Raw genomic sequence first — 21,522 nt, forward strand, 5'->3', positions numbered from 1 at the left:
ATTCAATGAAGATGTTGAATGTAAGTCCGCTTTCGCGAGCAGGCTCGCTCCCACAGTTGGTTTTGCGGTGTTGCTTAAACGAACAACGACAACAGCAGGATGAAGCCCAGGCCCACGACGGACAGGATGGTTTCCATCGCCGTCCAGGTCTTGAAGGTTTCCGCCACGGTCATGTTGAAGTACTGCTTCACCAGCCAGAAACCGGCGTCGTTGACGTGAGACAGGATCAACGAACCGGCACCGGTGGCCAGCACCAGCAGCTCACGGTTCACACCCGGAATCATCCCCACCACCGGCACTACGATGCCTGCGCCGGTAATGGTCGCCACGGTCGCCGAACCGGTCGCGATACGGATCACCGCCGCCACCAGCCACGCCAGAAGGATTGGCGAGATCTGCGCGGCCACCGCCATGTTGCCGATGACATTACCAACGCCGCTGGTTACCAGCATTTGCTTGAAGCCACCGCCGGCGCCAATGATCAGGATGATCGCGGCTGTCGGCGCGAGGCTCGCGTCCAGCCATTTGAGCATCTGGTTGGAGCCAATGCCTTGCTTGTAGCCGAAGGTATACAGCGACAACAGCAACGCCAGCAGGAGGGCCGAGATCGGGTGACCGATCAGGTCCATGAAGGTGCGGAAGAAGTTGCCGTCCGGCAGCACCACATCGGCAAAGGTCTTGAGCAACATCAGGAACACCGGCGACAGCACGGTGATCAGAGTGATGGAGAAGCTCGGGAGATCGGCAGAATCGTTCTCGCGCGCCAGTTGATCCACCAGTTCCTGGTTAGGATGACCGGGAATGTACTTGGCAATGAAGGTGCCGTAGATCGGGCCGGCGATGATGGCCGTCGGCAGCGCAACGATCAGGCCGTAGAGAATGGTTTTACCGATGTCGGCACCGAACACGCCAATGGCCAGCAACGGACCCGGGTGCGGCGGCACCAGGCCGTGCACGGCGGACAGGCCGGCCAGCAGCGGGATACCGATCTTGATGATCGACACGCCGGTACGCCGGGCGACGATGAACACCAGCGGGATCAGCAGCACGAAGCCGATTTCGAAGAACAGCGGAATGCCGACCAGGAACGCGGCGAACATCATCGCCCATTGCACCTTGTCCTTGCCGAACGCGCGAATCAGGGTCTGGGCAATCTGATCCGCCCCGCCCGACTCGGCCATCATTTTGCCAAGCATCGTGCCCAGCGCGAGGATGATCCCGACGAAACCGAGCACCCCACCGAAGCCGTCCTGGAACGCTTTGATGATGGTGCCGATCGGCATGCCGGAGGTCAGCCCGAGAAAGGCTGCGGCGATGATCAGGGCAATGAACGGGTGGAACTTGAACTTGGTGATCAGGACGATAAGCCCGATCACCGTGACCACTGCATCGAGCAGCAGGAACGTCTCGTGGGACATGCCAAACATTAGGGGTGTCTCCTGGTTGTTGTTGTTATTAAAGCGGGTAATTCGATAGCCATAAGGACAGCGCTATCTCTTCGAGCAAAATCAACCGGCGCGTTTCAAGCCGTGTTCCAGCCACCAGGCATGCGCCTGTTTCGCCAATTGGTCGACGCTGTGGTTCGAGGCATCGAGGGCCAGGGTCAGCGGTTCGCCAACGGGGGATTCAAGGGTGGCGAACTGGCTGTCGATCAACGTCGACGGCATGAAGTGGCCCGGCCGATGGGAGACACGATCGGCAGCCACTTCAGGCGTGAGTTCAAGGAACACGAAGCCCAGGCCCGGCAAGGCGCTGCGCAGACGTTCGCGGTAAATATGCTTGAGGGCCGAGCAGGTCAGCACCGGGCGTTCGCCCGTGGCATCGACGCGGCGCAGTTCGTCGCACAGGCTGTCGAGCCAGCCTGCACGGTCGTCGTCGTTCAGGGGAATGCCTGCGCTCATCTTTTCGATATTGGCGGCAGGGTGAAAAGTGTCGCCTTCAATGGCAGTAGCGCCGCTGAGCTCGCACAGGGCTTCGCTGACGCAGGTCTTGCCGCAACCGGCAACGCCCATGATGACCAGGGCGGTGATGGGATGATTCATGTAACACCTCAGCGCGCAGACAGCGCTACCTTTGAAAGCTATGACACTCGTTCAAAAGCAGAAGTTGCCGACGCCTTCTTGTCATTTTTGTGGGTTGCAGCGTGTTCGTTCCCGACGCCGAAAAGCGAGGTTCAGGCAAAACTCGCTTACGCATTTGCAGCTGCTTCGGGACAGCGCTACCTTAGTGCCTTGAATTTTGTTTGGCAAGCCGCCCGATGACCTCCCCTAAAAACGATAAAAATACTCGAACCACTGGCCGTCCTACTCTGAATGAAGTCGCCCGACTGGCCGGCGTCAGCCCGATTACCGCGTCCCGCGCCTTGCGTGGCGTCAGCACGGTGGCCACAGAACTGGTGGAAAAAGTCCAGAAAGCGGCGCTTGAACTCAACTACGTGGTCAATCCCGCCGCACGCGCGTTAGCCTCGGCCCAGAGCCATTCCGTCGTGGTGTTGGTGCCGTCGCTGTCCAACTTGCTGTTCATCGACACGCTGGAAGCCATTCATCAGGTTTTGCGTCCCAAGGGCTTCGAAGTGCTGATCGGCAACTTCCATTATTCGCGTGATGAAGAAGAAAACCTGCTGCGTAATTACATGGCCTATCAGCCGCGCGGCTTGCTGTTGACCGGGTTTGATCGCACCGAAAGTTCGCGGCGGATGATCGAGGCGAGCAACATTCCCTGCGTGTACATGATGGAACTGGACAGTGCCGCCGGGCTCAATTGTGTCGGTTTCTCGCAGCTCGCCGCCGGCGAAACGGCGGCGGAGCATTTGCTGTCACGCGGTCGCAAACGCCTGTCTTACATCGGCGCGCAATTGGATCAACGCACGTTGCTGCGCGGCGAAGGGTTCCGCAAAGCCCTGCAAAAGGCCGGTCGGTATGACCCGGACCTGGAAGTGCTGACCCCGCGCGCCTCCTCCGTCGGTCTGGGTGGCGAGCTGTTCCTGCAACTGATCGCCAGTCACCCCGATGTCGATGCAATCTTCTTCGGCAACGATGACCTGGCGCAGGGCGCACTGCTGGAAGCGATGCGCTGTGGGATCAAAATCCCCGAACAAGTGGCGATCCTCGGCTTCAACGACCTCCCGGCCTCGGCCCACATGGTCCCGCGCCTGAGCAGCATCAGCACCCCACGCGAGGCCATCGGCCGACGTGCCGCAGAGCAGATGCTGACCTTGATGGCGGGCAATACGGTGGCGAAACCGGTGCAGGACATGGGTTTTGAGTTGAAGGTGCGCGAGAGTACGTAACGAAAGATCGTTCCCACGCTCCGCGTGAGAACGATCAGAGACTAACCTTAGTTGTGTAAGGAGTGGCTCAATGGAACATACACTGAAAATCCTGGGTAAAGCGTCGTCCATCAACGTCAGAAAAGTTCTGTGGACGTGCGACGAGCTGAACATTTCCTACGAACGCGAGGACTGGGGCAGCGGGTTTGCATCGACCCACAGCCCGGAATTTACCCGGCTCAACCCCAACGCGCAGGTGCCGGTGATCATCGATGAGGCCGGCGTGCTGTGGGAATCCAACACCATCTGCCGCTATCTGGCCGGCAAACACCCGCATAACGATCTGCTGCCGCACGAACCGGCGGCACGGGCGCGGGTTGAGCAATGGATGGATTGGCAAGCCACCGACCTCAACGCCTCCTGGAGCTACGCGTTTACGGCGCTGGTACGCAAGGATCCAGAGTTCCAGGACGCGCATCGCATTGCCAACGGCCTGCGCGACTGGAATCAGAAGATGAGCATTCTCGAGCATCAACTCGCGACCACCAAAGCCTATATCGCCGGTCCTCGGTTCACCCTGGCCGACATTGTCATCGGGCTGTCGGTCAACCGCTGGCTGATGACCCCGATGGACCGTCCCGATTTCCCTGCCATCGATGAGTATTTCCAAAAACTGGCTCAACGCCCCGGCTTCCTCAAACACGGCTGCAACGGCCTGCCTTGAAGCCATGCCGGCTTCGCGGCGGTCGACGACTGCCGCCCGGCGGCAAAAGTCAACCGCAACATCCGCGACATTCGCCTGACAAATAAAACTTAACTGATTGATATATAAGTAATTTTTAATGCAGGCATAGTATTTGCTGAAGGCACTGCACCGCAAACACCTACAAGGTCTACTCATCATGTTGGTCAGTGCTAATAAACAATCGTTAATGACACCCATCCCCAAGAAGCCCGGCGAAGATCCGACCGCCGAAGCCGCTGCCGGCCTTCAGGGTGCGATGCTGCAAACGTTGCAAGGCAACGTTCAGCCGCTATCCGCGCAGGTGCAGAAGTCCGCCACCCAAAACGCCACGCAGCAAGTCAGTGAGGCGACCAAAATCAGCGACAACGTTGATGAAGCGTTCGCGAAAACACGCGTGGGACTGCAATTGACTTATGCCCCGCTTCCAACCGATGCGCAAGGCAAGTTCAGTGGCGGCACGGCCACGGACGCCTTCAAGGAATACATGAGCAAAACCCCGGAAGAGCGCATGCAGGAAGCCATTCTGGAAGAGATGGGCCTGACGAAAGAAGAAGTGGAACAAATGCCGCCGGAACAACAACAGGCGGTCGCTAAAGAAATGGCCGAACGCATGCAGGACAAGATAAAACTCGCGCAGGCCGAGAAAGAAAACGGTGGTAGCGAGAAAGGCAGCCCCCAAGTGGTCGACAAATTCCTCGCCTCGCTGTAACCGCGCTAATGCTTTTGTAGGAGCACGGCTTGCCGGCGATGGCGATGGCGATCTGACGGACGCCATCGCCGGCAAGCCGTGCTCCTACAAGTCTGTTATTCAATTCAACTGCAGCGTTGAATTGAACTGGCTGATCGCATCCACGACATGCCGCGACCCCTGCTGAATCTCCAGAATCACCTCCCCCGCCTCGTTCGCCAATTCCACCCCAAGACCGGTCCGGCTCAAACTCGACTGCATGCTCGACACGGCGCTCAATGACAAATCATGGTTCTTGCGCACCACGTCGACGATCTCCAGTGTCGCCTGGCTGCTGCGTGCGGCGAGGCTGCGAACCTCATCGGCGACGACTGCGAACCCCCGCCCGTGCTCCCCGGCCCGGGCCGCTTCGATCGCCGCGTTAAGCGCCAGCAGGTTGGTCTGATCGGCAATGCCGCGAATGGTCTGGACGATGGTGCCGATGATGTCGGACTGCTTGCTGAGCGCGTCGATGCTCAACGCCGCCTCGTTCAAGTCTTTGGAAATGTCCTGGATGATCTGCACCGTTTGCTGCACCACCTGCGACCCCTTTTGCGCGCAGGCGTCGTTCTGGACCGAAGTGCTGTGGGCCGATTCGGCAGCGGTTTGCAGGGTGGTCACCTGATTCGTGATGTCGCTGGCGAACTTGACCACTTTGAAAATCGGTTCAGCTTCGAGTTTATTTGCTAAACATCGGGCGAAAAACCACACTGATCATCGTGTCGTTTTTCGGGATAAGGCGGGACTCGGAATAGATCTCTACCCACCCACCGGCAGGTTCGGTTTTAACGGGAATGCCGAATGGACAGCACTCATTCTCATATTGGAAATCTTTGAGGGTGCACGTCATGACTTTCCCTTGCCCGTCAGGTCCTTCCACACCGTAAACGATCACTGAGTACCGCTGGTTGTTGTACTTCCAGGAAGATACTTGCTGGCTCATGTTGTAGTCGGAGAGATTAACCGGACTATTTGAAGGTGTACTCTGCAGCGCTAATTTAGTGCCGCCAAAATCCCAAGCCGTCCAGACGCAAAAATAACCGTAGGCGCAGTTGGTATCTTTTTGCTCGGCATCACCTGAAACTGGAAACGTGATCACAACGGCACCTTGTTCGTAAGCCACCTGAGTGGAGCTGACTTGTTGTCCTCCCGTTTTTCTCCTGAGCTGTTGATCAATCTGCTGTTGAACATCAGCCTTCTGTTCGGCCGTCATCTCGGGATTGAACAATGCATATTTACCAGGCTCACCAGCGTCTGGTTTTGCATAGAAAAAAAATGCCAAACCGACACAGGCACACAGTGCTGCGCAAACTCCCAGCCACTTGATGTTCATATTGAACCCCACACGTTAAGCGCCGAGAAAATCCCGGCGACCTGAAGCGCAGAATCCGAACATCACAGGCAGCCGTCTACTGTCAGAACTGACAGTTACGACAATCGGCGCAAATTAATCATTGCTCAGAGAGCATGCCCAACAGCGCCTGCACCGCTGCCGAGGGTGGCTTGCTCGCCGCGACCACCAAGGCGAATTCACGATCGATTTGCGGTTTCAGCGGCACCACACGCAAGCCCTGAAGCTGGCTCGGCAGGGTCATTTCCGGCACCAGGGTCACACCGATGTTTTCCCGCACCAGGGTGAACGCACTGCTCCACTCGCGAACCTCGACCCGAACATCATGCAACTTCAAACCGGCATCGATGGCCAGGCTGCGGGCATTGGTTGAACAGCCGCCCGTGGCCAGCACAAAGGGTTGCTCCGCCAACTCGGCGAGGGTGACACCCTCTTCGACCGAGCGCCGCGCCAAAGGATGGCCACCCGGCAGAACCGCCACCCAGGCATCGCGCCCCAAACGGCCGGCATTGCGCTCCGGCGCCGGGTTCAACACCACACCGACATCCACCAGACCGGCGCCGAGTAGCGTTTCCACTTCATCGTCGCTGACTTCCAGGGCAACCACCTGAATGCCGGGATAAAGCCGATTGAACTGGCGCAGCAGCGGCGGCAGAAAGGTCGCCAGTACCATGGGGAAACTCGCCAGGCGAATCGTCCCGCGCTGGATGCCTTTGGCGGCATCGACGGTACTGCGGATGTTTTCCAGGGCGCCGAGCATGCTGCGCGCCTGCTCGATGACCGGCAGACCAATGGCGGTCGGCAGGGTCTGGCGGTTTTCCCGGCTGAACAGTTGAACGCCGAGGGTTTCCTCGATCAGCGCCAGCGCCTGGCTGGCGCCGGACTGGGTCATGCCGACCCGCTCGGCCGCGCGGGTGATGTTGCCTGTGTCCGCAACCGCCACCACCATTCGCCAGTGCATCAGATTCATCATGGCAGTAGCTTTCCTTATGGCAGTTTTCTGAAAGATTAATTTTACTGAGGGCGCCGCGCACTATGACACTGGCGAAAACCCCGAACCAGAGGCCTGCCGATGAAGTTGTATTACGCCCCACACGCTTGCTCACTCGCACCGCACATTGTGCTGCGCGAGCTGGACCTGCCCTTCGCGTTGATCCGCGTCGATAACCGCACCAAACAGACCGCGAGCGGTGCCGATTTCCTCGCCATCAACCCGAAGGGTTACGTCGCGGCGCTGCAACTGGACAACGGTGAAGTGCTGACCGAAGGTCCGGCGATCCTGCAGTACCTGGCGGACCTGCGACCCGAGGCGAAACTGGCGCCAGCCCATGGGACATTCAAGCGGGTGCGGTTGCAGGAGTGGCTGAACTTTGTTTCCACGGAGATTCATGGCGGGCTGGGATGGTTGTTCAACGCGCAGGTACCGGAGGAGGTGAAGGCGCTGATCAAGGAGAAGCTGTTCAAGCGGTTTGCGGTGGTGTGCCAGACGCTGGAGCGGCAGGATTATTTGCTGGTAGACGGGTTCAGCATTGCGGACGCTTACTTGTTTACGGTGTTGCGGTGGACGCCGTTGTTTTCGATTGATTTGAATGAGTGGCCAGCGTTGGTGCGGTTTCAGGCCAGAATTGATCAGCGGCCGGCCGTGAAAGCGGCGTTGACTGCGGAGTTGGTGTAAGGTTTCAGTTCGCTTCGCGGGCAAGTCGGATCGCCGCACCGCTCGCTCCTACAGGTTTAGCGGCGTACCCGTAGGAGCGAGGCTTGCCCGCGAAGGCGATTTTTCGGACACCGCTGATTACAAACTCGCACTCACCTTGGTAGCCACCTCCCCCGGCACCCACCCCTTCCAGATCTGCGGCTGATCGCGCAAAAACGCTTCCGCCACCTGACGCGGTTGCTGGCGCTTTTCGCTCATCTGCGCCAGCGTCTGGTTCAGCAGATCGATCGGGAAATCGACTTTCTCGAAGAACGCCACCAAATCCGGATACTGCGTCTTGAACGGTGCGGACACGCCGATGGCCAGGCTCGCCGGCATCGAGCGCGTGCCTTTGGGGTTCGGGTTGTTGGCATCGGCCAGGGTCTTCCAGGCTTCGGCGTCGAATGGCGGTTCTTCGAGCTTCACCAGTTTGAAGCGACCCAACAGCGGCGTTGGCGACCAGTAGTAGAACAACACCGGCTTGCCACGGCGGATCGACGATGCGACCTCGGCATCCAGCGCCGCGCCGGAGCCGGTGCGGAAGTTGACGAAGCTGGTGGTCAGGTCATAGGCCTTGAGTTTCTGACTGTTGACGATTTCCGAGGTCCAACCGGTCGGGCTGTTGAGGAAGCGTCCGCGGCTCGGGTCTTCGGGGTCGCGGAACACGTCCTTGTAGCGCGCCAGGTCGGCGACGGATTTCAACTCAGGCGCGAGCGGTTTGATCCCGCGCTCCGGGTCACCCTTGATCACGTACTCCGGCACCCACCAGCCTTCGGTGGCGCCTTTGACCGTGTCGCCCAGACCAAACACTTTGCCTTCCGATGCTGCCTTGACCCACGCGGGACTGCGCCCCGCCCATTCTTCGCCGATGACTTGAATGTCGTTCTTGGCCAATGCCGCTTCGAGGCTGACGGTACTGCCCGGCAACGTGTCGGTCGGGTAGCCGTAACCTTTTTCGACGATCAACCGCAGGATCTCGGTGATCAGGCTGCCGCTTTCCCAGGTGATGTCGCCGAAGTGGATCGGCGCGTTTTTTTCGGCGGCCGGGACGTGGGTCGCCACAAGGCTCAGGGCCAGCAGCGAACTGCCGAGCAGGGTTTTGATCGATTTCATGCGGACCTCTGGTGCAAGGGTTCATTGGCGCTGTGCTGGGCGCACAACGCTTGGGAGCGGGTCATGTAGATGCTGACTGAGCGCTGGGAAATGCCCAGTTCGGCGGCGATTTGCGGGTAGGTCAGGCCATCGATTCGCGACAACAGGAACGTCGCCCGGACCTTGCCCGGCAAGCGCTGAAGCGTTCGGTCGAGGCCGTGCAACGCCTGGGCCAGTTGCAGCAATTCCTCGGGCGAACTCGCTTGCGGCTGATCGAAGTGTTGCAGTTGATCGAGGTGCTGGCGTTCCAGATCACGGCGACGCCAGAGCTGGTAAATCAGCCGGTGGGCGATGGTGGTGAGCAGCGCGCGAGGCTCGTGAATCGGGGTCAGCCCCGGGGATTCGAGCAGTTGCGCGAAGGTTTCGGCGGCGATGTCTTCGACGCTGGAACAGGCCCCCAAATGTCGTCGCAACCGAGCGCACAGCCAAGGGTAATGGGCGCGGAACAATCCGCCCACGTCGTTGCGATGGGATAAGTCGGTGCCGGACATAGAGGCTCCAAAGGTTAGGGGTCGCTGAATGTCCGGTGGTCCGGTGACTCGAATCCTAGCAAGGAGCCTTATTCATTAATAATATTTAAAAAGCATTTTTATATTCGATTATGGAATTTAAAATTGAGGGTGGTCATGCGATCGCCCTCGCGGGCAAGCCTTGCTCCTACAGGTTTTGTGTCGATCATCGATCCAGAGATCGACACAAAACCTGAGCAAGGCTTGCCCACGAATGGTCTTCAGTCAACGCAGGCGCCCAAACCCCAACGCCTCGGCTTCTTGTTGATAGTCGAGAACGATTTGATAGTCGCCCTCTCTCGCCGGTAAAACCTCGCGCAAACCAAGGACTTCAGCCACATCAGGCAGCTCCCGCAACGCCTCGTTCATCACCTGCCGCAGCGCCTCTACCTGTTTACCAGTCACCGTCGCAGCGGTGATGTAAGGCAAGGTCGGGCTGAACGCACTGCGCCCCACCACTCGCAATCCCGCCACTTCCTCTTCGGCGTGGCGTGCGAGGTAGGCGAAGGTCACGCTGTCGATGGCCGCCAAATCAGCTTTGTTTTCACGCAACCAGCGCAGGCTTTCGCGATGGCTGCCGCTGATACCGACACTGGCGAAGAACTGCCCGTCGCGATGCAGCGGTGCCAGTCGTTGACGCAGCAAGTTCATACCACTGTTGGAGTCTTCGCCGTTGATCACGCAACGGCTGCCAAAAAACGCGGGCAATGTCCGGCGTGAATCATCGGCGCGACTCAGCAACAGGCTGTAATGGTTGCCGCCGGTGCTGTCCGGCAGTTCGTAGCGAGGCCGGCCGATGATCTGGACCTGGCCGCGCAATGCGGTCATCAACGGATAGCCGCAGGTTTGGGTCAGCAGCAAATGCGGGGACAGCCAAAGGTCCATCAGCGACAGCGCTTCGGCGTTGCGGCGGGTGGTGCCCAGACGTTCGAGGATTCGCGTCAGCCAGCGCTCGTTGGCCTGGCGGATCGGCTCAGGGGCGACGTACATGAGTAGCTCAGCGATGTCTTGAGTCATCAAATTCTTCCCATACAACAAAAATCAACTGTAGGAGCCGGCTTGCTGGCGATAGCGGTCTTTTTGCCAACATTGATGTCGATTGACACGCCCTCATCGCCAGCAAGCCGGCTCCTACAAGGGAATGCATTCGCAATCAGTGGAATGGGTGTTTGGGGCTGTCGATCGCCTTTATCCCATTCTCACGCCACAACTGGCCATAACCCTGCACCAGAAACCCGCCGCTGCGCGCCACCCATTGCTCGCGGCGCGCGTGATAGGCGCGGGGCAAGTCGTACCAGGGCAGGCTTGGCAGGTCGTGATGCACCAGATGAAAATTCAGGTTCAGGAACAGCCAACGCCATGGCCAGCCGGCTTCGTTGAGCACGGTGCGTTGCTCGGGTTGCGTATGGGGTCGGTGTTCGTAGTAAGAGCGGATCATCGCAATCGACAGCGCCGGCACACTGATCAGCAACAGGTAATGCCACACCGGCAACGCGCTGTAGCGGGCGATGAACAGCAACATCAACAGAGTCAGTGTGCCGTGGGTCAGCCACATCAACCAGGCCTGCCGTTCACCCGCTTTCAAACGTTGCAGCTCTTCCCGCGCCAGCGCCAGCAAGGCCAGCGGTGCACCGAGGATGAAGCGCCCGAGCACGGTTTTGTTCAGCCAGTGCAGGCTCTGTTCGAACACTGAGCTGCCCTGCCACCGCTCGGCGCTCAGATAGCGGCTTTCCGGGTCGATACCCGGCAGGGTCAGGTCTTCGTCGCGGTGATGCAGCAAGTGGCTGTCGCGATACAAGGTGTAGGGAAACCAGACGGCGAATGGTGCGTAGCCGAGGATTTTGTTCAGCGTGGTCCAGCGGGTGGGATGACCGTGCAGCAATTCGTGCTGCACCGACAACCAGAGCACCACCAATGGAATCAGCAATAGCGTGCTCCACCACACACCCAGTAGGGCACTGCCCAGCACAAGGCTGAACCAGCCGGCGTACACGCCGATCAGCAGCAACCAGGTCGGCCACTCGGTGCGAGGGGTCAGGCGTTGGCGCAGGGTTTCGATTTCTGCTCGGTGGGCGCTATCGAAGTAATGGGGCATGGCGTTGCTCAGATCGGGGACCAGTCCCTTTCTGTGCAATAGCGCAGGGAAATCTTGCAGATTATTTAGTTAGAGCAGCAGGAGCCCGAGGACCGGGCTCCCTTGTCGCAGGATCAATGGCCGAACACATCCACCTTCTTGGCCTTCTTGTCCGCGCGTTTTTCATCGGCGGTTTTCGCCGGTTTCTTCTTTGCCGCTTTTTTTGAATCCATGCCTTTGGCCATGATACGTACTCCACTCATACGGGATGTGAGATCAGGTATACACCTATCGCCGGGCGCGCGTTCTTTTATAATCGCCCGCTTTGCGCACCGACAGATCACATCCATGCCCGACACCCAGTACACCTTGCTCGCCGAGCCGCTATGGCCCTTGATGAACAAGTTTTATCGTGCCCACCAATCGTCGATGAAAGCGGTGCGTGACGCTCAGTTGTGGGTCGCCAGGCGCGACGAGATCATTGGCGCGCTGTGTTTGCGCCCGGTCTCGGGCGGGCATTGGCTGACGGGTTTGTTCGTCGACCCGGCGTGCCGCGAACAAGGGATTGCAGCGGCGTTGATCGCCGAAGCGGTGAAAGGTCTCGAGCAACCGGTGTGGCTGTTCTGCCATCCGGATTTGCGCGGATTTTATGAACGACGCGGTTTTACCTTCGATCCGGCCATGCCTTACGCCATGGTCGAACGCTTGAGCCGCTATGCGCGCAGCAAGCCGATGATCGCGATGGGGTTGGGACCGGTCGGGTAGACATAAAGACCAAATGTGGGAGCGAGCCTGCTCGCGATTGCGGTGTGTCAGTCAACCGATGTGTTGAATGTAAAACCGCTATCGCGAGCAGGCGCTCCCACAGGGTTTTGCGGTGAAATCAATCGTCAGCGTTGGGATCAAGATCCGGAAACATGACTTCGGTGAACCCGAACTTGCTGAAGTCGGTAATACGCGACGGATATAACCGGCCGATCAGGTGATCGCATTCGTGCTGCACCACACGGGCATGAAAGCCCTCGGCAATGCGCACGACCGGCTCGCCCTTCGGGTCGAAACCTTCGTAACGAATCTGCTGATAACGATCCACCGCGCCGCGCAGGCCGGGCACCGACAGGCAACCTTCGAAGCCCTCTTCCATCACCGGGCTCAACGGCGTGATCAGCGGATTGATCAGAATGGTCTGCGGCACCGCTTCGGCATCCGGGTAGCGCTCGCTGTGCTCGAAGCCGAAGATCACCAGTTGCAGGTCGACCCCGATCTGCGGCGCCGCCAGACCAACGCCACCGACGCTTTCCATGGTCTGGAACATATCGTCGATCAGTTGCCACAACTCCGGGCTGTCGAACATTTCGGCGGGGACCGGCGGCGCAACACGCAGCAGGCGCTCGTCGCCCATTTTCAGGATTTCACGGATCATTTGATGACTTCGTCAGTGCTCGGCTTGATCGAGTGATCCCGACCCAGTCCCGAAACGTGGTGTTTGTGTGCATGGTCGAGCTCGCCGGGGACCTTTTCGCCAGGGTCCTTGCCTTCGGTCGACATGTGTTCGATCACCGCATTCATCTCCGCACCGAGCAATAGCACCGCCGCGGAAATATAGAAGTACAACAACAGCACGATGATCGCGCCGATACTGCCATACATGGCGTTGTAGTTGGCGAACTCCTTGACGTACAGACCGAAACCCACGGACGCGAGGATCCACACCACGACGGCCAGCACCGAACCCGGCGTGATAAAGCGGAACTCCTGTTTGACGTCGGGCATGACGTAATAAATCAGCGCCACGGCCACCATCAGCAGAATCACCACCGCCGGCCAACGGGCGATGGTCCACAGCGTGACGATGAAGTATTCGAGGCCGACTTGCGCTGCGATCCAGGTCATCACCTGCGGCCCGAGCACCATCAGTGCAGCGGCGATCAGCAACATGCCGGCGATGCCGACGGTGTAGATGATCGACAGCGGAAAACGCTTCCACGCCGGGCGGCCTTCCACCACGTCATAAGCAGCGTTCATCGCGCTCATCATCAGCCGCACACCGGCAGACGCCGTCCACAGGGCGATCACGATACCGACCGACAGCAAGCCACCCTTGGCTTGCTGGAGCTGGTCAATCACCGGGTTGACCTGCTCCAGCGCCTGGGGCGGCAGGACCAGTTCCGATTGCAGGCGCAGCCAGGAGAAGAAGTCTGGCAGGTGCAGGAAACCGATCAGGGCGATCAGGAACAGGATGAAGGGAAACAGGGAAAACAGCATTTGATAGGCCAGCGCCGAGGCATAGGTCGACATCTCGTCGTCGACGAACTCGGTGACCGTGCGCACCATCACACGGTGGATGGGCAAACCTTTCATGTCCGGGAAAATCATGAGCGTCTCCTTTTCGCCGCAAATCGGTTGAAGTCGTGGCGACTCAGGGGCCGTTTTCTACATCAAAGTAGCCTACTTGGCGACTTTGAAACAATTTCCGTGCGCAAGTTCAGGCTGACACAAAAACGGCCATCCGTGGATGGCCGTTTCTGATATTCACCAAAGGCCGAATCAAGCCTTGTCGACACCTTTTTTGATCGCGTCCTTGGCTTTACCCACTGCTTGCTGAGCTTCGCCTTTCCTTTCCTGCACCTTGCCTTCGGCGCGCATTTTGTCGTTACCGGTGGCCTTGCCGACGCCTTGCTTGACGTTGCCGGCGGCTTCGTTGGCCATGCCTTTTACTTTATCGCCAGTGCTGCTCATGGTGTTTCTCCTGTGAACAATTGAACGAGAAAAGTCGTTACACAAGGATTGACCGGAGCCGTTTGCGCGGAGTTTCATTTATTTTCACAGCGCCATTTCATCGTTCAGTGCAGGTTGGGCTTTATGTTTGCCGACCAACCCCCGAGAATGCGCAACGTATTCAGGCCGTGGCGCTGAAGATCCAACCCCGTAGGAATGTTATGAAACTCGATAAAAAGCAGGCCATTGCCCGCAGAAACCAGGAACTCGGCGGTGCTGTGCTTGGCGTCAACAACTGCCATTTCACCGAATTGAACCGTAACCGCAACATCTGGTGGTTCGATATCCCGGTGGCACGCCTGGCCGTTGGTCAGTACGAATGGATTCACCTGCTGATGCACACACCGGACACCGATGAACTGCTGCACCTGAAGGTGCCGACGGTGTTCCTGCGCGAGAAGCTCGAAGGGCTGGTGGTGCGCAACCAGGGCAAGCGCAAGGCGGCATTGAGCCTGGAATTGAGTGCGGACAAGGATTCGTACTTACAGGACATGCGCCCGGCGGGCACCAACGTCAATTTCGCGCCGTTCCGCCAGTAACACCGATCCCCTGTGGCGAGGGGGCTTGCCCCCGTTGGGCTGCGAAGCGGCCCTGAAATCTGAAACCGCAGTCCATCAGACTCACCGAGCCCACAGGTTCTGCGACTGCTGCGCAGTCGAACGGGGGCAAGCCCCCTCGCCACAAAAGCACTTCTGATATCGCTATAAAAAAAGCCCCGCATCTGCGGGGCTTTTTTGTTTGTTACGCGCCTACTTTCTTCGCGTTGATCTTCTTCAGCTCTTCATCACGCAATTCCCGACGCAGGATCTTGCCGACGTTGGTGGTCGGCAGCGCATCGCGGAACTCCACGGCTTTCGGCACCTTGTAGCCGGTGACGTTGGCGCGCATATGCTCCATCACCTGTTCCTTGGTCAGCGTCACACCCGGTTTGGCGACGATGAAAATCTTGATCGCCTCGCCCGACTTCTCGTCCGGCACGCCAATGGCCGCGCACTGCAGTACGCCCGGCAGGGTCACGAGCACGTCTTCGAGCTCATTCGGGTACACGTTGAAACCGGACACCAGGATCATGTCTTTCTTGCGATCGACGATGCGCATGTAGCCGTCAGGCTGGATCAGCGCGATGTCACCGGTCTTCAACCAGCCTTCGCTGTCGAGGATTTCATCGGTGGCTTCCTGGCGCTGCCAGTAGCCTTTCATCACCTGCGGCCCCTTCACACACAATTCGCCGATTTCGCCCATCGGCTGTTCAACGCCGGCATCGTCGATGATTTTGCATAGGGTCGACGGAACCGGGATACCGATGGTGCCGATCTGGATGTGCTGGATCGGGTTCACAGTCGCCACCGGGCTGGTTTCGGTCATGCCGTAACCTTCGCAGATGGCGCAACCGGTGACCGCTTTCCAGCGCTCGGCCGCAGCCAATTGCAGGGCCATGCCTCCGGACAGGGTGACTTTCAGCGCCGAGAAATCCAGTTTGCGGAAACCTTCGTTGTTGCACAGGGCAACGAACAGCGTGTTCAAACCCACGAAACCGCTGAACTTCCACTTCGACAGTTCCTTGACCATCGCCGGCAGGTCGCGCGGGTTGCTGATCAGAATGTTGTGGTTGCCGATCAGCATCATCGCCATGCAATGAAAGGTGAACGCGTAGATGTGGTACAGCGGCAGCGGCGTGATCAGGATCTCGCAGCCTTCGTTGAGGTTGGAACCCATCAGCGCCTTGCACTGCAGCATGTTGGCGACGAGGTTGCGATGGGTCAGCATTGCGCCCTTCGCCACGCCGGTGGTGCCGCCGGTGTATTGCAGCACCGCCACGTCGCTGCTGGCCGGGTTGGCTTCAGCCACTGGCTGGCCATGACCCTTGCTCAACACGTCGTTGAACTTGACGGCCTTGGGCAAGTGATACGCCGGGACCATCTTCTTCACGTACTTGATGACGCTGTTGATCAGCAGGCGCTTGAGCGGCGGCAACAGATCAGCCACTTCGGTGACGATGACATGCTTGACGCCGGTTTTCGGCACGACGGTCTCGGCCAGGTGCGCCATGTTGGCCAGGCACACCAGGGCTTTGGCACCGGAATCGTTGAACTGATGTTCCATTTCCCGCGCGGTGTACAGCGGGTTGGTATTGACCACGATCAACCCGGCGCGAATGGCACCGAACACAGCGACCGGGTACTGCAAGACGTTGGGCAGCTGCACGGCGATTCGATCGCCCGGCTGCAAGTCGGTATGCTGTTGCAGGTAAGCGGCAAAGGCACCGGACAATTCGTACAGTTCACCGTAGGTAATTGTCTTGCCCAGGTTGCTAAATGCCGGTTTGTCGGCGAAGCGTTGGCAGGACTGTTTCAGCACTGCCTGAATATTCGGATACTCGTCCGGATTGATGTCGGCAGCAATCCCGGCAGGGTACTTATCCTTCCAGAAGTCTTCGATCATGGAAGCCCACTCCTCAGCAACGCGAATTCAAATACCGCATTTTGATGCGGTTATTATTGGTGTTTGATTGTTGGTGAGTCTGGCTTTTACAGAAGGCCTAGATGTCACAAAACGCGCCGAGAGTAGCAGCTTTGCATAGGGCCTACTAGAGCCAAAAGTGTCCTACAAAGTCACATTTGTGACTCAAGAATTACAAGCGGTCATTTTAGAGCAAAGATTCTATAAAGCTCTGAAACCCCCTGAAACCGGGGCTTAAGGCGACAGTGTAGGAGCGAGCTTGCTCGCGAAAAACCAGAGGCCGCCGCGTGACATCAGGTTTCTCGCGTTATCGTTGACGACCTTCGCGAGCAAGCTCGCTCCTACAGCGATTCGCGCGAAGCGCGGCCATTCACCGATCAGGCAATATCCCGCAACTCCCGCCGCAGAATCTTGCCCACCGGCGTCATCGGCAACGACTCACGCAACACAATGTGCTTGGGCACTTTGTACGCCGTGAAGTTTTCCTTGCAGTAGGCCTTCAGCTCTTCAAGGCTGACCCCCGACTCACGCGCCACCACAAACAACTTCACCGCCTCGCCCGAACGTTCGTCCGGCACACCAATGACCGCGCAGTTGGCGACTTTCGGGTGAGCCATCACCACGTCCTCGATCTCGTTCGGGTACACGTTGAAACCCGAGACAATGATCATGTCTTTCTTGCGATCGACGATGCGCACAAAACCGTCCGGGTCGATCACTGCGATGTCACCGGACTTGAACCAGCCTTCGGCATCCAGCACTTCGGCGGTGGCTTCGGGTTTCTGCCAATAGCCCTTCATGATCTGCGGACCCTTGATGCACAGTTCGCCGCGCTCGCCCATCGGCTGCTCGACGCCTTCATCGTTGATGACTTTCAGCGTGGTGCCCGGCACCGGCAGGCCGACCGTGCCGATTCGCGACTTGTTGCCGTACGGGTTGGTGCACGCCACCGGCGAGGTTTCGGTCAGGCCGTAGCCTTCGGTGATGCGACACCCGGTCAGTTGCTCCCAGCGCTCGGCGGTGGCCTTGACCAGCGCCGTGCCACCGGAGTTGGTCAGTTTGAGGCTGGAGAAATCCAGGGTCTTGAAATCCGGATGGTCCATCAACGCGACGAACAGCGTGTTAAGCCCCAGCAGTGCCGAGAACCGCCAGTTCTTCAGTTCCTTGATGAAACCGCCAATGTCCCGTGGATTGGTGATCAGCACGTTGTGGTTGCCGGTCACCATCATGCACATGCAATTCGCGGTGAAGGCATAGATGTGATACAGCGGCAGCGGCGCAATCATCACCTCCTGGCCTTCGCGCAGCAGCGGCTGGCCATCGTTGCCGAACTGGCCCAGGCACGCCCGCGCCTGCTGCATGTTCGCCACCAGGTTGCCGTGGGTCAGCATCGCGCCCTTCGCCAGGCCGGTGGTGCCGCCGGTGTATTGCAACACGGCGATATCGTTGAGACCGGCGTTCAGCGGCTTGATGCCCAGGCCCCGGCCCAGGCGCAACGCGCTCTTGAAGGAAATGGCCTGCGGCAAGGAATAGTCCGGGACCATTTTCTTGACCTTGCGCACCAGGGTGTTGACCAGCCAGCCTTTGGCGGTGGGCATCATGTCGCCCATCTTCGCTTCGATCAGGTACTGGAGGTCGGTGTCGGGCAGCACTTCCTGGACCTTCTGCCCGAACATGTTCAGATAGACCAGCGCCCGGGCACCGGAATCCTTGAACTGATGACGCATCTCCCGCGCGGTGTACAGCGGGTTGGTGTTGACCACGATCAGCCCGGCGCGCAACGCACCAAACACGGCAATCGGGTACTGCAGGACGTTGGGCATCTGCACCGCGATGCGATCCCCCGGCACCAGGTCGGTGTGGGCTTGCAGGTAACCGGCGAACGCGGCGCTGTAGCGTTCCAGCTCGGCGTAGGTCAGGGTCACGCCCATGTTGCTGAAGGCCGGGCGGTCCGCAAATTTTTTGCAGGAACGCTCGAACACCTCGATCACCGACTTGTAAGCCCCTCGATCGATGTCCAGGGGTACGCCGGCCGGGCGTTTGTCATTCCAGAAATCAGGTTGCATTGTTCTTGTCCTCTTTACCTGAACCTATCCGGGGCCGCTTGCTGCTCTGTCTGAAAAACAAAAAGCAAAAAGCGGAGCTTCACGGACACTAGCAGCTATGACGAAACAGGCAAATATGCCAACGTCCGTCATTGATCGTGTGAATCTTGGTGCCGTGGCATGGCCTGATCAGACGCCCGGCGAAGGATGCGCTATACAATGCACCGAGCCCATGCAAAGGAATCGCCATGATCCACGACACCTTCTGGTTGACCGCGAGTGACCGCAGCCGCCTCTTCGTCAACCAGTGGCTGCCCGCCGCGCCGTTGAAAGCGGTGATCCTGCTGGCCCACGGCATGGCCGAGCACAGTGATCGCTATGCCCGTCTGGCCGAAAAATGCTGTGAACAGGGCTACGGCGTGTACGCGCCAGACCTGCGTGGACATGGCAAAACTGCCGAAAACGGGACACTCGGTCATTTCGCCGACGACGATGGCTGGTGCAAGGTGGTCGGTGACCTGGCCAGCCTCAATCAGCACATCGGCCAGCAGCATCCCGGCGTACCGATCGTGCTGCTCGGCCACAGCATGGGCAGTTACATCGCTCAGGCTTATCTGCTGCATCACAGCGCCAGCCTGTATGGCGCGGTGCTCAGTGGTTCGAACTTTCAACCTGTCGCGCTTTATCGCGCAGCCCGGCAAATCGCCCGCCTCGAACGCTTGCGCCAGGGGCCGAAGGGGCGCAGCGCGCTGATCGAATGGCTGTCATTCGGCTCGTTCAACAAGAAGTTCAAACCGGTGCGCACCTCGTTCGACTGGCTCAGCCGCGACCCGGCCGAAGTCGACAAATACGCCAACGATCCGCTCTGCGGCTTTCGCTGCACCAATCAGTTCTGGATCGATTTGCTCGGCGGCTTGCAGCAAATCAGCAAAGCGTCCAATCTCGCCCAGATCGATCCGGGCCTGCCGCTGCTGGTGATTGGCGGCGAATGTGATCCGGTGAGTGAAGGCAAGCGTCTGAAAGATCTGGCCGATGCGCTACGTGCCGCTGGCAGCCAGAGCCTGCAACTGACGATTTACCCGCAGGCACGGCACGAACTGTTCAACGAGAGCAATCGCGATGAAGTGACGGCCGACGTGCTGAGCTGGATCGCGCAAGCCCTGAGCCACCGCCGCCCACCCAGATCCGAATAGTTTTTTGTGGTTTTTTTATTTGTCACAGGAATTGAAACCGATGACCCAGGTTACCAACACCCCTTACGAAGCCCTTGAAGTCGGGCAGACCGCCAGCTACAGCAAGACGGTCGAAGAGCGCGACATTCAACTGTTCGCCGCGATGTCCGGTGACCACAACCCGGTGCACCTGGACGCTGAATTCGCCGCCGGCACCATGTTCAAGGAGCGTATCGCTCATGGCATGTTCAGCGGTGCACTGATCAGCGCAGCCGTTGCCTGCGAGTTGCCTGGGCCGGGCACCATTTATATCGGTCAGCAGATGAGCTTTCAGAAGCCGGTGAAGATTGGCGACACGCTGACGGTGCGTCTGGAGATTCTGGAGAAGTTGCCGAAGTTTCGCGTGCGCATTGCCACTCGCGTGTTCAACCAGCGTGATGAGTTGGTGGTGGATGGCGAGGCGGAAATTCTCGCGCCGCGCAAGCAGCAGACCGTGACATTGCCTAAGCTGCCGGCAATCAGCATCGGCTGAAGCACCGCTCCCTGTGGCGAGGGAGCTTGCTCCCGCTGGGGTGCGCAGCGCCCCCAAAATCCGACTCCGCGGTTAATCTGACTAACCGCGGTGGCAGAGTTTACGACTGCTTCGCAGCCGAGCGGGAGCAAGCTCCCTCGCCACAGTGACCTCTACCGCTCCTGCACCTGCACACTCGCCGTCATCCCCGAACTCAAATTGATCCCCTCGGGCACCTTGTCCAGTTTGATCCGCACCGGAATCCGCTGCGCCAGCCTCACCCAGTTGAACGTCGGCTCCACCTCCGCCAGCAACTGCCCATCCGGCGTGGTGTTGCGATCGGTAATCCCGCGGCTGACGCTTTCCACATGCCCTTGCAACGCCTCGCCCGCACTCATCAACCAGACCTTCACCGGATCGCCGACACGAATCCGCGGCAGTTTGGTTTCTTCGAAATACGCCTGCACATAGAACGTCGAATCGTCGATCAGCGCCATCACCGCTTGCCCGGCATTCACGTAATTGCCTTGGGCCAGACGCAAGTTAGTGATGTGGCCGCTACGTGGCGCATGAACCTGGCTTCGGGCGAGGTTGAGTTCAGCCACCTTGGCTTCGGCCTGGGCTTCGCGCAGCTCACCACGGGCGATGCCGGCGTTGATCTGCGCGTTCTCACGCAGCTCGGCACTGATCGCTTGCGGGCCGAGGGCAGCGCGGCGACTGGCTTCGCGCTCACGCAGATTGAGTTGCTGCTGACGGGTTTGCACCACCGCTTGCGCCTTCTCCAGCGCGGCTTCGAACCGGTCGCGGTCAATGCTCAGCAACAGATCGCCCGCCTTTACCGGCTGATTATCAAACGCCTTGAGTTCACGTACCCAGCCCGACACGTCCGGGGCGATCACCACCACGTCGGCGCGAATCCGCGCATCCCGCGTCCACGGCGTGAGCATGTAGTACTGCCACAAATGGAAACCGGCAAAAATCGCCACCGCCACCAGGCACAGGGTTACCGCGACACGTACGGAGGTACGCATGTTCAA

At 59.0% G+C, this 21,522-nt stretch carries 24 protein-coding genes; 9 read left to right on the top strand and 15 right to left on the bottom strand.

Annotation, left to right across the window (positions count from 1 at the left end):
* Positions 1 to 74 precede the first annotated feature (74 nt).
* Both ACA066_RS22285 and ACA066_RS22290 read right to left on the bottom strand, forming a co-directional pair.
* Positions 75 to 1,427 carry a GntP family permease gene (locus ACA066_RS22285; RefSeq protein ID WP_008038555.1) on the bottom strand — a complete coding sequence of 451 codons (1,353 nt, stop codon included), beginning with the start codon at positions 1,425 to 1,427 and terminating at the stop codon, positions 75 to 77.
* Positions 1,428 to 1,508: 81 nt separating this feature from the next.
* The gene (locus ACA066_RS22290; protein WP_214378089.1) at positions 1,509 to 2,042 is read right to left on the bottom strand and encodes a gluconokinase; all 534 of its coding nucleotides are present in this window, start codon (positions 2,040 to 2,042) and stop codon (positions 1,509 to 1,511) included.
* Between ACA066_RS22290 and ACA066_RS22295 the strand changes: the two genes are divergently transcribed.
* The 4 genes from ACA066_RS22295 to ACA066_RS22310 all read left to right on the top strand — a co-directional run bounded on the left by ACA066_RS22295 (position 2,034) and on the right by ACA066_RS22310 (position 4,722).
* Positions 2,034 to 2,261, top strand: a complete 228-nt coding sequence (locus ACA066_RS22295; RefSeq protein ID WP_139273093.1) for a hypothetical protein — start codon at positions 2,034 to 2,036, stop codon at positions 2,259 to 2,261. The two genes, ACA066_RS22290 and ACA066_RS22295, sit on opposite strands and share 9 nt — an antisense overlap.
* A complete protein-coding gene (gene gntR / locus ACA066_RS22300; RefSeq protein WP_497398892.1) occupies positions 2,258 to 3,289 on the top strand; it encodes an HTH-type transcriptional regulator GntR in 1,032 nt (343 codons plus the stop codon). Before ACA066_RS22295 ends, gntR begins: the two co-directional genes overlap by 4 nt.
* 70 nt (positions 3,290 to 3,359) lie before the next feature.
* Positions 3,360 to 3,992 carry a glutathione S-transferase family protein gene (locus tag ACA066_RS22305; protein ID WP_497696667.1) on the top strand — a complete coding sequence of 211 codons (633 nt, stop codon included), beginning with the start codon at positions 3,360 to 3,362 and terminating at the stop codon, positions 3,990 to 3,992.
* A gap of 178 nt (positions 3,993 to 4,170) precedes the next feature.
* A complete protein-coding gene (locus ACA066_RS22310; RefSeq protein ID WP_497699938.1) occupies positions 4,171 to 4,722 on the top strand; it encodes a hypothetical protein in 552 nt (183 codons plus the stop codon).
* A 99-nt stretch (positions 4,723 to 4,821) separates the two neighbouring features.
* On the opposite strand, the gene ACA066_RS22315 is transcribed toward ACA066_RS22310, so the two are convergent.
* The 3 genes from ACA066_RS22315 to ACA066_RS22325 all read right to left on the bottom strand — a co-directional run bounded on the left by ACA066_RS22315 (position 4,822) and on the right by ACA066_RS22325 (position 7,064).
* Positions 4,822 to 5,451, bottom strand: a complete 630-nt coding sequence (locus ACA066_RS22315; protein WP_497696668.1) for a methyl-accepting chemotaxis protein — start codon at positions 5,449 to 5,451, stop codon at positions 4,822 to 4,824.
* Positions 5,420 to 6,073 (bottom strand): peptidase inhibitor family I36 protein, encoded by a 654-nt coding sequence (locus ACA066_RS22320; protein ID WP_497696669.1) that lies wholly within the window; start codon positions 6,071 to 6,073, stop codon positions 5,420 to 5,422. The genes ACA066_RS22315 and ACA066_RS22320 overlap by 32 nt, the downstream gene beginning before the upstream one ends.
* 118 nt (positions 6,074 to 6,191) lie before the next feature.
* On the bottom strand, positions 6,192 to 7,064 hold the full coding sequence (locus ACA066_RS22325) for a LysR family transcriptional regulator (protein WP_497696670.1): 873 nt from the start codon (positions 7,062 to 7,064) through the stop codon (positions 6,192 to 6,194).
* Between the two features lie 99 nt (positions 7,065 to 7,163).
* Here ACA066_RS22325 and gstA point away from each other — a divergent pair, with 99 nt between their 5' ends.
* Positions 7,164 to 7,766, top strand: coding sequence for a glutathione transferase GstA (gene gstA / locus ACA066_RS22330; protein WP_497696671.1), 603 nt, complete (start codon positions 7,164 to 7,166; stop codon positions 7,764 to 7,766).
* Positions 7,767 to 7,883: 117 nt separating this feature from the next.
* Here the strand turns inward: gstA and ACA066_RS22335 are convergent, their stop codons facing one another.
* The 4 genes from ACA066_RS22335 to ACA066_RS22350 form a co-directional block, all read right to left on the bottom strand.
* The gene (locus ACA066_RS22335) at positions 7,884 to 8,897 is read right to left on the bottom strand and encodes an ABC transporter substrate-binding protein (RefSeq protein ID WP_497696672.1); all 1,014 of its coding nucleotides are present in this window, start codon (positions 8,895 to 8,897) and stop codon (positions 7,884 to 7,886) included.
* On the bottom strand, positions 8,894 to 9,427 hold the full coding sequence (locus ACA066_RS22340; protein ID WP_497696673.1) for a sigma-70 family RNA polymerase sigma factor: 534 nt from the start codon (positions 9,425 to 9,427) through the stop codon (positions 8,894 to 8,896). The genes ACA066_RS22335 and ACA066_RS22340 overlap by 4 nt, the downstream gene beginning before the upstream one ends.
* A gap of 243 nt (positions 9,428 to 9,670) precedes the next feature.
* The gene (locus tag ACA066_RS22345; RefSeq protein WP_497696674.1) at positions 9,671 to 10,462 is read right to left on the bottom strand and encodes a phosphate/phosphite/phosphonate ABC transporter substrate-binding protein; all 792 of its coding nucleotides are present in this window, start codon (positions 10,460 to 10,462) and stop codon (positions 9,671 to 9,673) included.
* Positions 10,463 to 10,598: 136 nt separating this feature from the next.
* Complete coding sequence (locus tag ACA066_RS22350; protein ID WP_497696675.1) at positions 10,599 to 11,540, bottom strand: fatty acid desaturase; 942 nt, start codon at positions 11,538 to 11,540, stop codon at positions 10,599 to 10,601.
* Positions 11,541 to 11,867: 327 nt separating this feature from the next.
* On the opposite strand from ACA066_RS22350, the gene ACA066_RS22355 reads away from it, so the two are divergent.
* Positions 11,868 to 12,284: a GNAT family N-acetyltransferase gene (locus tag ACA066_RS22355; RefSeq protein WP_497696676.1), complete on the top strand. Its 417-nt coding sequence runs from the start codon at positions 11,868 to 11,870 to the stop codon at positions 12,282 to 12,284.
* Between the two features lie 118 nt (positions 12,285 to 12,402).
* Here ACA066_RS22355 and def read toward each other — a convergent pair whose 3' ends face one another.
* From def to ACA066_RS22370, 3 genes are all read right to left on the bottom strand, one after another.
* Positions 12,403 to 12,942 (bottom strand): peptide deformylase, encoded by a 540-nt coding sequence (gene def, locus ACA066_RS22360; protein ID WP_214378113.1) that lies wholly within the window; start codon positions 12,940 to 12,942, stop codon positions 12,403 to 12,405.
* On the bottom strand, positions 12,939 to 13,895 hold the full coding sequence (locus ACA066_RS22365; RefSeq protein ID WP_497696677.1) for a YihY/virulence factor BrkB family protein: 957 nt from the start codon (positions 13,893 to 13,895) through the stop codon (positions 12,939 to 12,941). The genes def and ACA066_RS22365 overlap by 4 nt, the downstream gene beginning before the upstream one ends.
* A 171-nt stretch (positions 13,896 to 14,066) precedes the next feature.
* Positions 14,067 to 14,258: a CsbD family protein gene (locus ACA066_RS22370; RefSeq protein WP_497696678.1), complete on the bottom strand. Its 192-nt coding sequence runs from the start codon at positions 14,256 to 14,258 to the stop codon at positions 14,067 to 14,069.
* Positions 14,259 to 14,458: 200 nt separating this feature from the next.
* Between ACA066_RS22370 and ACA066_RS22375 the strand changes: the two genes are divergently transcribed.
* Positions 14,459 to 14,836, top strand: coding sequence for a hypothetical protein (locus tag ACA066_RS22375; protein WP_007990351.1), 378 nt, complete (start codon positions 14,459 to 14,461; stop codon positions 14,834 to 14,836).
* 202 nt (positions 14,837 to 15,038) lie between these two features.
* Here the strand turns inward: ACA066_RS22375 and fadD1 are convergent, their stop codons facing one another.
* A complete protein-coding gene (fadD1, locus tag ACA066_RS22380) occupies positions 15,039 to 16,739 on the bottom strand; it encodes a long-chain-fatty-acid--CoA ligase FadD1 (RefSeq protein ID WP_497696679.1) in 1,701 nt (566 codons plus the stop codon).
* 395 nt (positions 16,740 to 17,134) lie between these two features.
* Complete coding sequence (gene fadD2 / locus ACA066_RS22385; RefSeq protein WP_497696680.1) at positions 17,135 to 18,823, bottom strand: long-chain-fatty-acid--CoA ligase FadD2; 1,689 nt, start codon at positions 18,821 to 18,823, stop codon at positions 17,135 to 17,137.
* Positions 18,824 to 19,050: 227 nt separating this feature from the next.
* Here fadD2 and ACA066_RS22390 point away from each other — a divergent pair, with 227 nt between their 5' ends.
* Positions 19,051 to 19,995: an alpha/beta hydrolase gene (locus ACA066_RS22390; RefSeq protein WP_497696681.1), complete on the top strand. Its 945-nt coding sequence runs from the start codon at positions 19,051 to 19,053 to the stop codon at positions 19,993 to 19,995.
* Positions 19,996 to 20,035: 40 nt separating this feature from the next.
* Positions 20,036 to 20,506: a MaoC family dehydratase gene (locus tag ACA066_RS22395; RefSeq protein ID WP_046049496.1), complete on the top strand. Its 471-nt coding sequence runs from the start codon at positions 20,036 to 20,038 to the stop codon at positions 20,504 to 20,506.
* Positions 20,507 to 20,658: 152 nt separating this feature from the next.
* Here ACA066_RS22395 and ACA066_RS22400 read toward each other — a convergent pair whose 3' ends face one another.
* Positions 20,659 to 21,516 carry an efflux RND transporter periplasmic adaptor subunit gene (locus ACA066_RS22400; RefSeq protein WP_497696682.1) on the bottom strand — a complete coding sequence of 286 codons (858 nt, stop codon included), beginning with the start codon at positions 21,514 to 21,516 and terminating at the stop codon, positions 20,659 to 20,661.
* Between the last annotated feature and the right edge of the window lie 6 nt (positions 21,517 to 21,522).

The organism is Pseudomonas sp. LBUM1651 (assembly GCF_059716135.1).

Bases quoted from the DNA above. Each gene is read 5' to 3' on its own strand.
- ACA066_RS22285 (WP_008038555.1), bottom strand. From the start codon at position 1,427: ATGTTTGGCATGTCCCACGAGACGTTCCTGCTGCTCGATGCAGTGGTC.
- ACA066_RS22295 (WP_139273093.1), top strand. From the start codon at position 2,034: ATGATTCATGTAACACCTCAGCGCGCAGACAGCGCTACCTTTGAAAGC.
- ACA066_RS22290 (WP_214378089.1), bottom strand. From the start codon at position 2,042: ATGAATCATCCCATCACCGCCCTGGTCATCATGGGCGTTGCCGGTTGC.
- gntR (WP_497398892.1), top strand. From the start codon at position 2,258: ATGACCTCCCCTAAAAACGATAAAAATACTCGAACCACTGGCCGTCCT.
- ACA066_RS22305 (WP_497696667.1), top strand. From the start codon at position 3,360: ATGGAACATACACTGAAAATCCTGGGTAAAGCGTCGTCCATCAACGTC.
- ACA066_RS22310 (WP_497699938.1), top strand. From the start codon at position 4,171: ATGTTGGTCAGTGCTAATAAACAATCGTTAATGACACCCATCCCCAAG.
- ACA066_RS22320 (WP_497696669.1), bottom strand. From the start codon at position 6,073: ATGAACATCAAGTGGCTGGGAGTTTGCGCAGCACTGTGTGCCTGTGTC.
- ACA066_RS22325 (WP_497696670.1), bottom strand. From the start codon at position 7,064: ATGATGAATCTGATGCACTGGCGAATGGTGGTGGCGGTTGCGGACACA.
- gstA (WP_497696671.1), top strand. From the start codon at position 7,164: ATGAAGTTGTATTACGCCCCACACGCTTGCTCACTCGCACCGCACATT.
- ACA066_RS22335 (WP_497696672.1), bottom strand. From the start codon at position 8,897: ATGAAATCGATCAAAACCCTGCTCGGCAGTTCGCTGCTGGCCCTGAGC.
- ACA066_RS22340 (WP_497696673.1), bottom strand. From the start codon at position 9,427: ATGTCCGGCACCGACTTATCCCATCGCAACGACGTGGGCGGATTGTTC.
- ACA066_RS22345 (WP_497696674.1), bottom strand. From the start codon at position 10,462: ATGACTCAAGACATCGCTGAGCTACTCATGTACGTCGCCCCTGAGCCG.
- ACA066_RS22350 (WP_497696675.1), bottom strand. From the start codon at position 11,540: ATGCCCCATTACTTCGATAGCGCCCACCGAGCAGAAATCGAAACCCTG.
- ACA066_RS22355 (WP_497696676.1), top strand. From the start codon at position 11,868: ATGCCCGACACCCAGTACACCTTGCTCGCCGAGCCGCTATGGCCCTTG.
- def (WP_214378113.1), bottom strand. From the start codon at position 12,942: ATGATCCGTGAAATCCTGAAAATGGGCGACGAGCGCCTGCTGCGTGTT.
- ACA066_RS22365 (WP_497696677.1), bottom strand. From the start codon at position 13,895: ATGATTTTCCCGGACATGAAAGGTTTGCCCATCCACCGTGTGATGGTG.
- ACA066_RS22370 (WP_497696678.1), bottom strand. From the start codon at position 14,258: ATGAGCAGCACTGGCGATAAAGTAAAAGGCATGGCCAACGAAGCCGCC.
- ACA066_RS22375 (WP_007990351.1), top strand. From the start codon at position 14,459: ATGAAACTCGATAAAAAGCAGGCCATTGCCCGCAGAAACCAGGAACTC.
- fadD1 (WP_497696679.1), bottom strand. From the start codon at position 16,739: ATGATCGAAGACTTCTGGAAGGATAAGTACCCTGCCGGGATTGCTGCC.
- fadD2 (WP_497696680.1), bottom strand. From the start codon at position 18,823: ATGCAACCTGATTTCTGGAATGACAAACGCCCGGCCGGCGTACCCCTG.
- ACA066_RS22390 (WP_497696681.1), top strand. From the start codon at position 19,051: ATGATCCACGACACCTTCTGGTTGACCGCGAGTGACCGCAGCCGCCTC.
- ACA066_RS22395 (WP_046049496.1), top strand. From the start codon at position 20,036: ATGACCCAGGTTACCAACACCCCTTACGAAGCCCTTGAAGTCGGGCAG.
- ACA066_RS22400 (WP_497696682.1), bottom strand. From the start codon at position 21,516: ATGCGTACCTCCGTACGTGTCGCGGTAACCCTGTGCCTGGTGGCGGTG.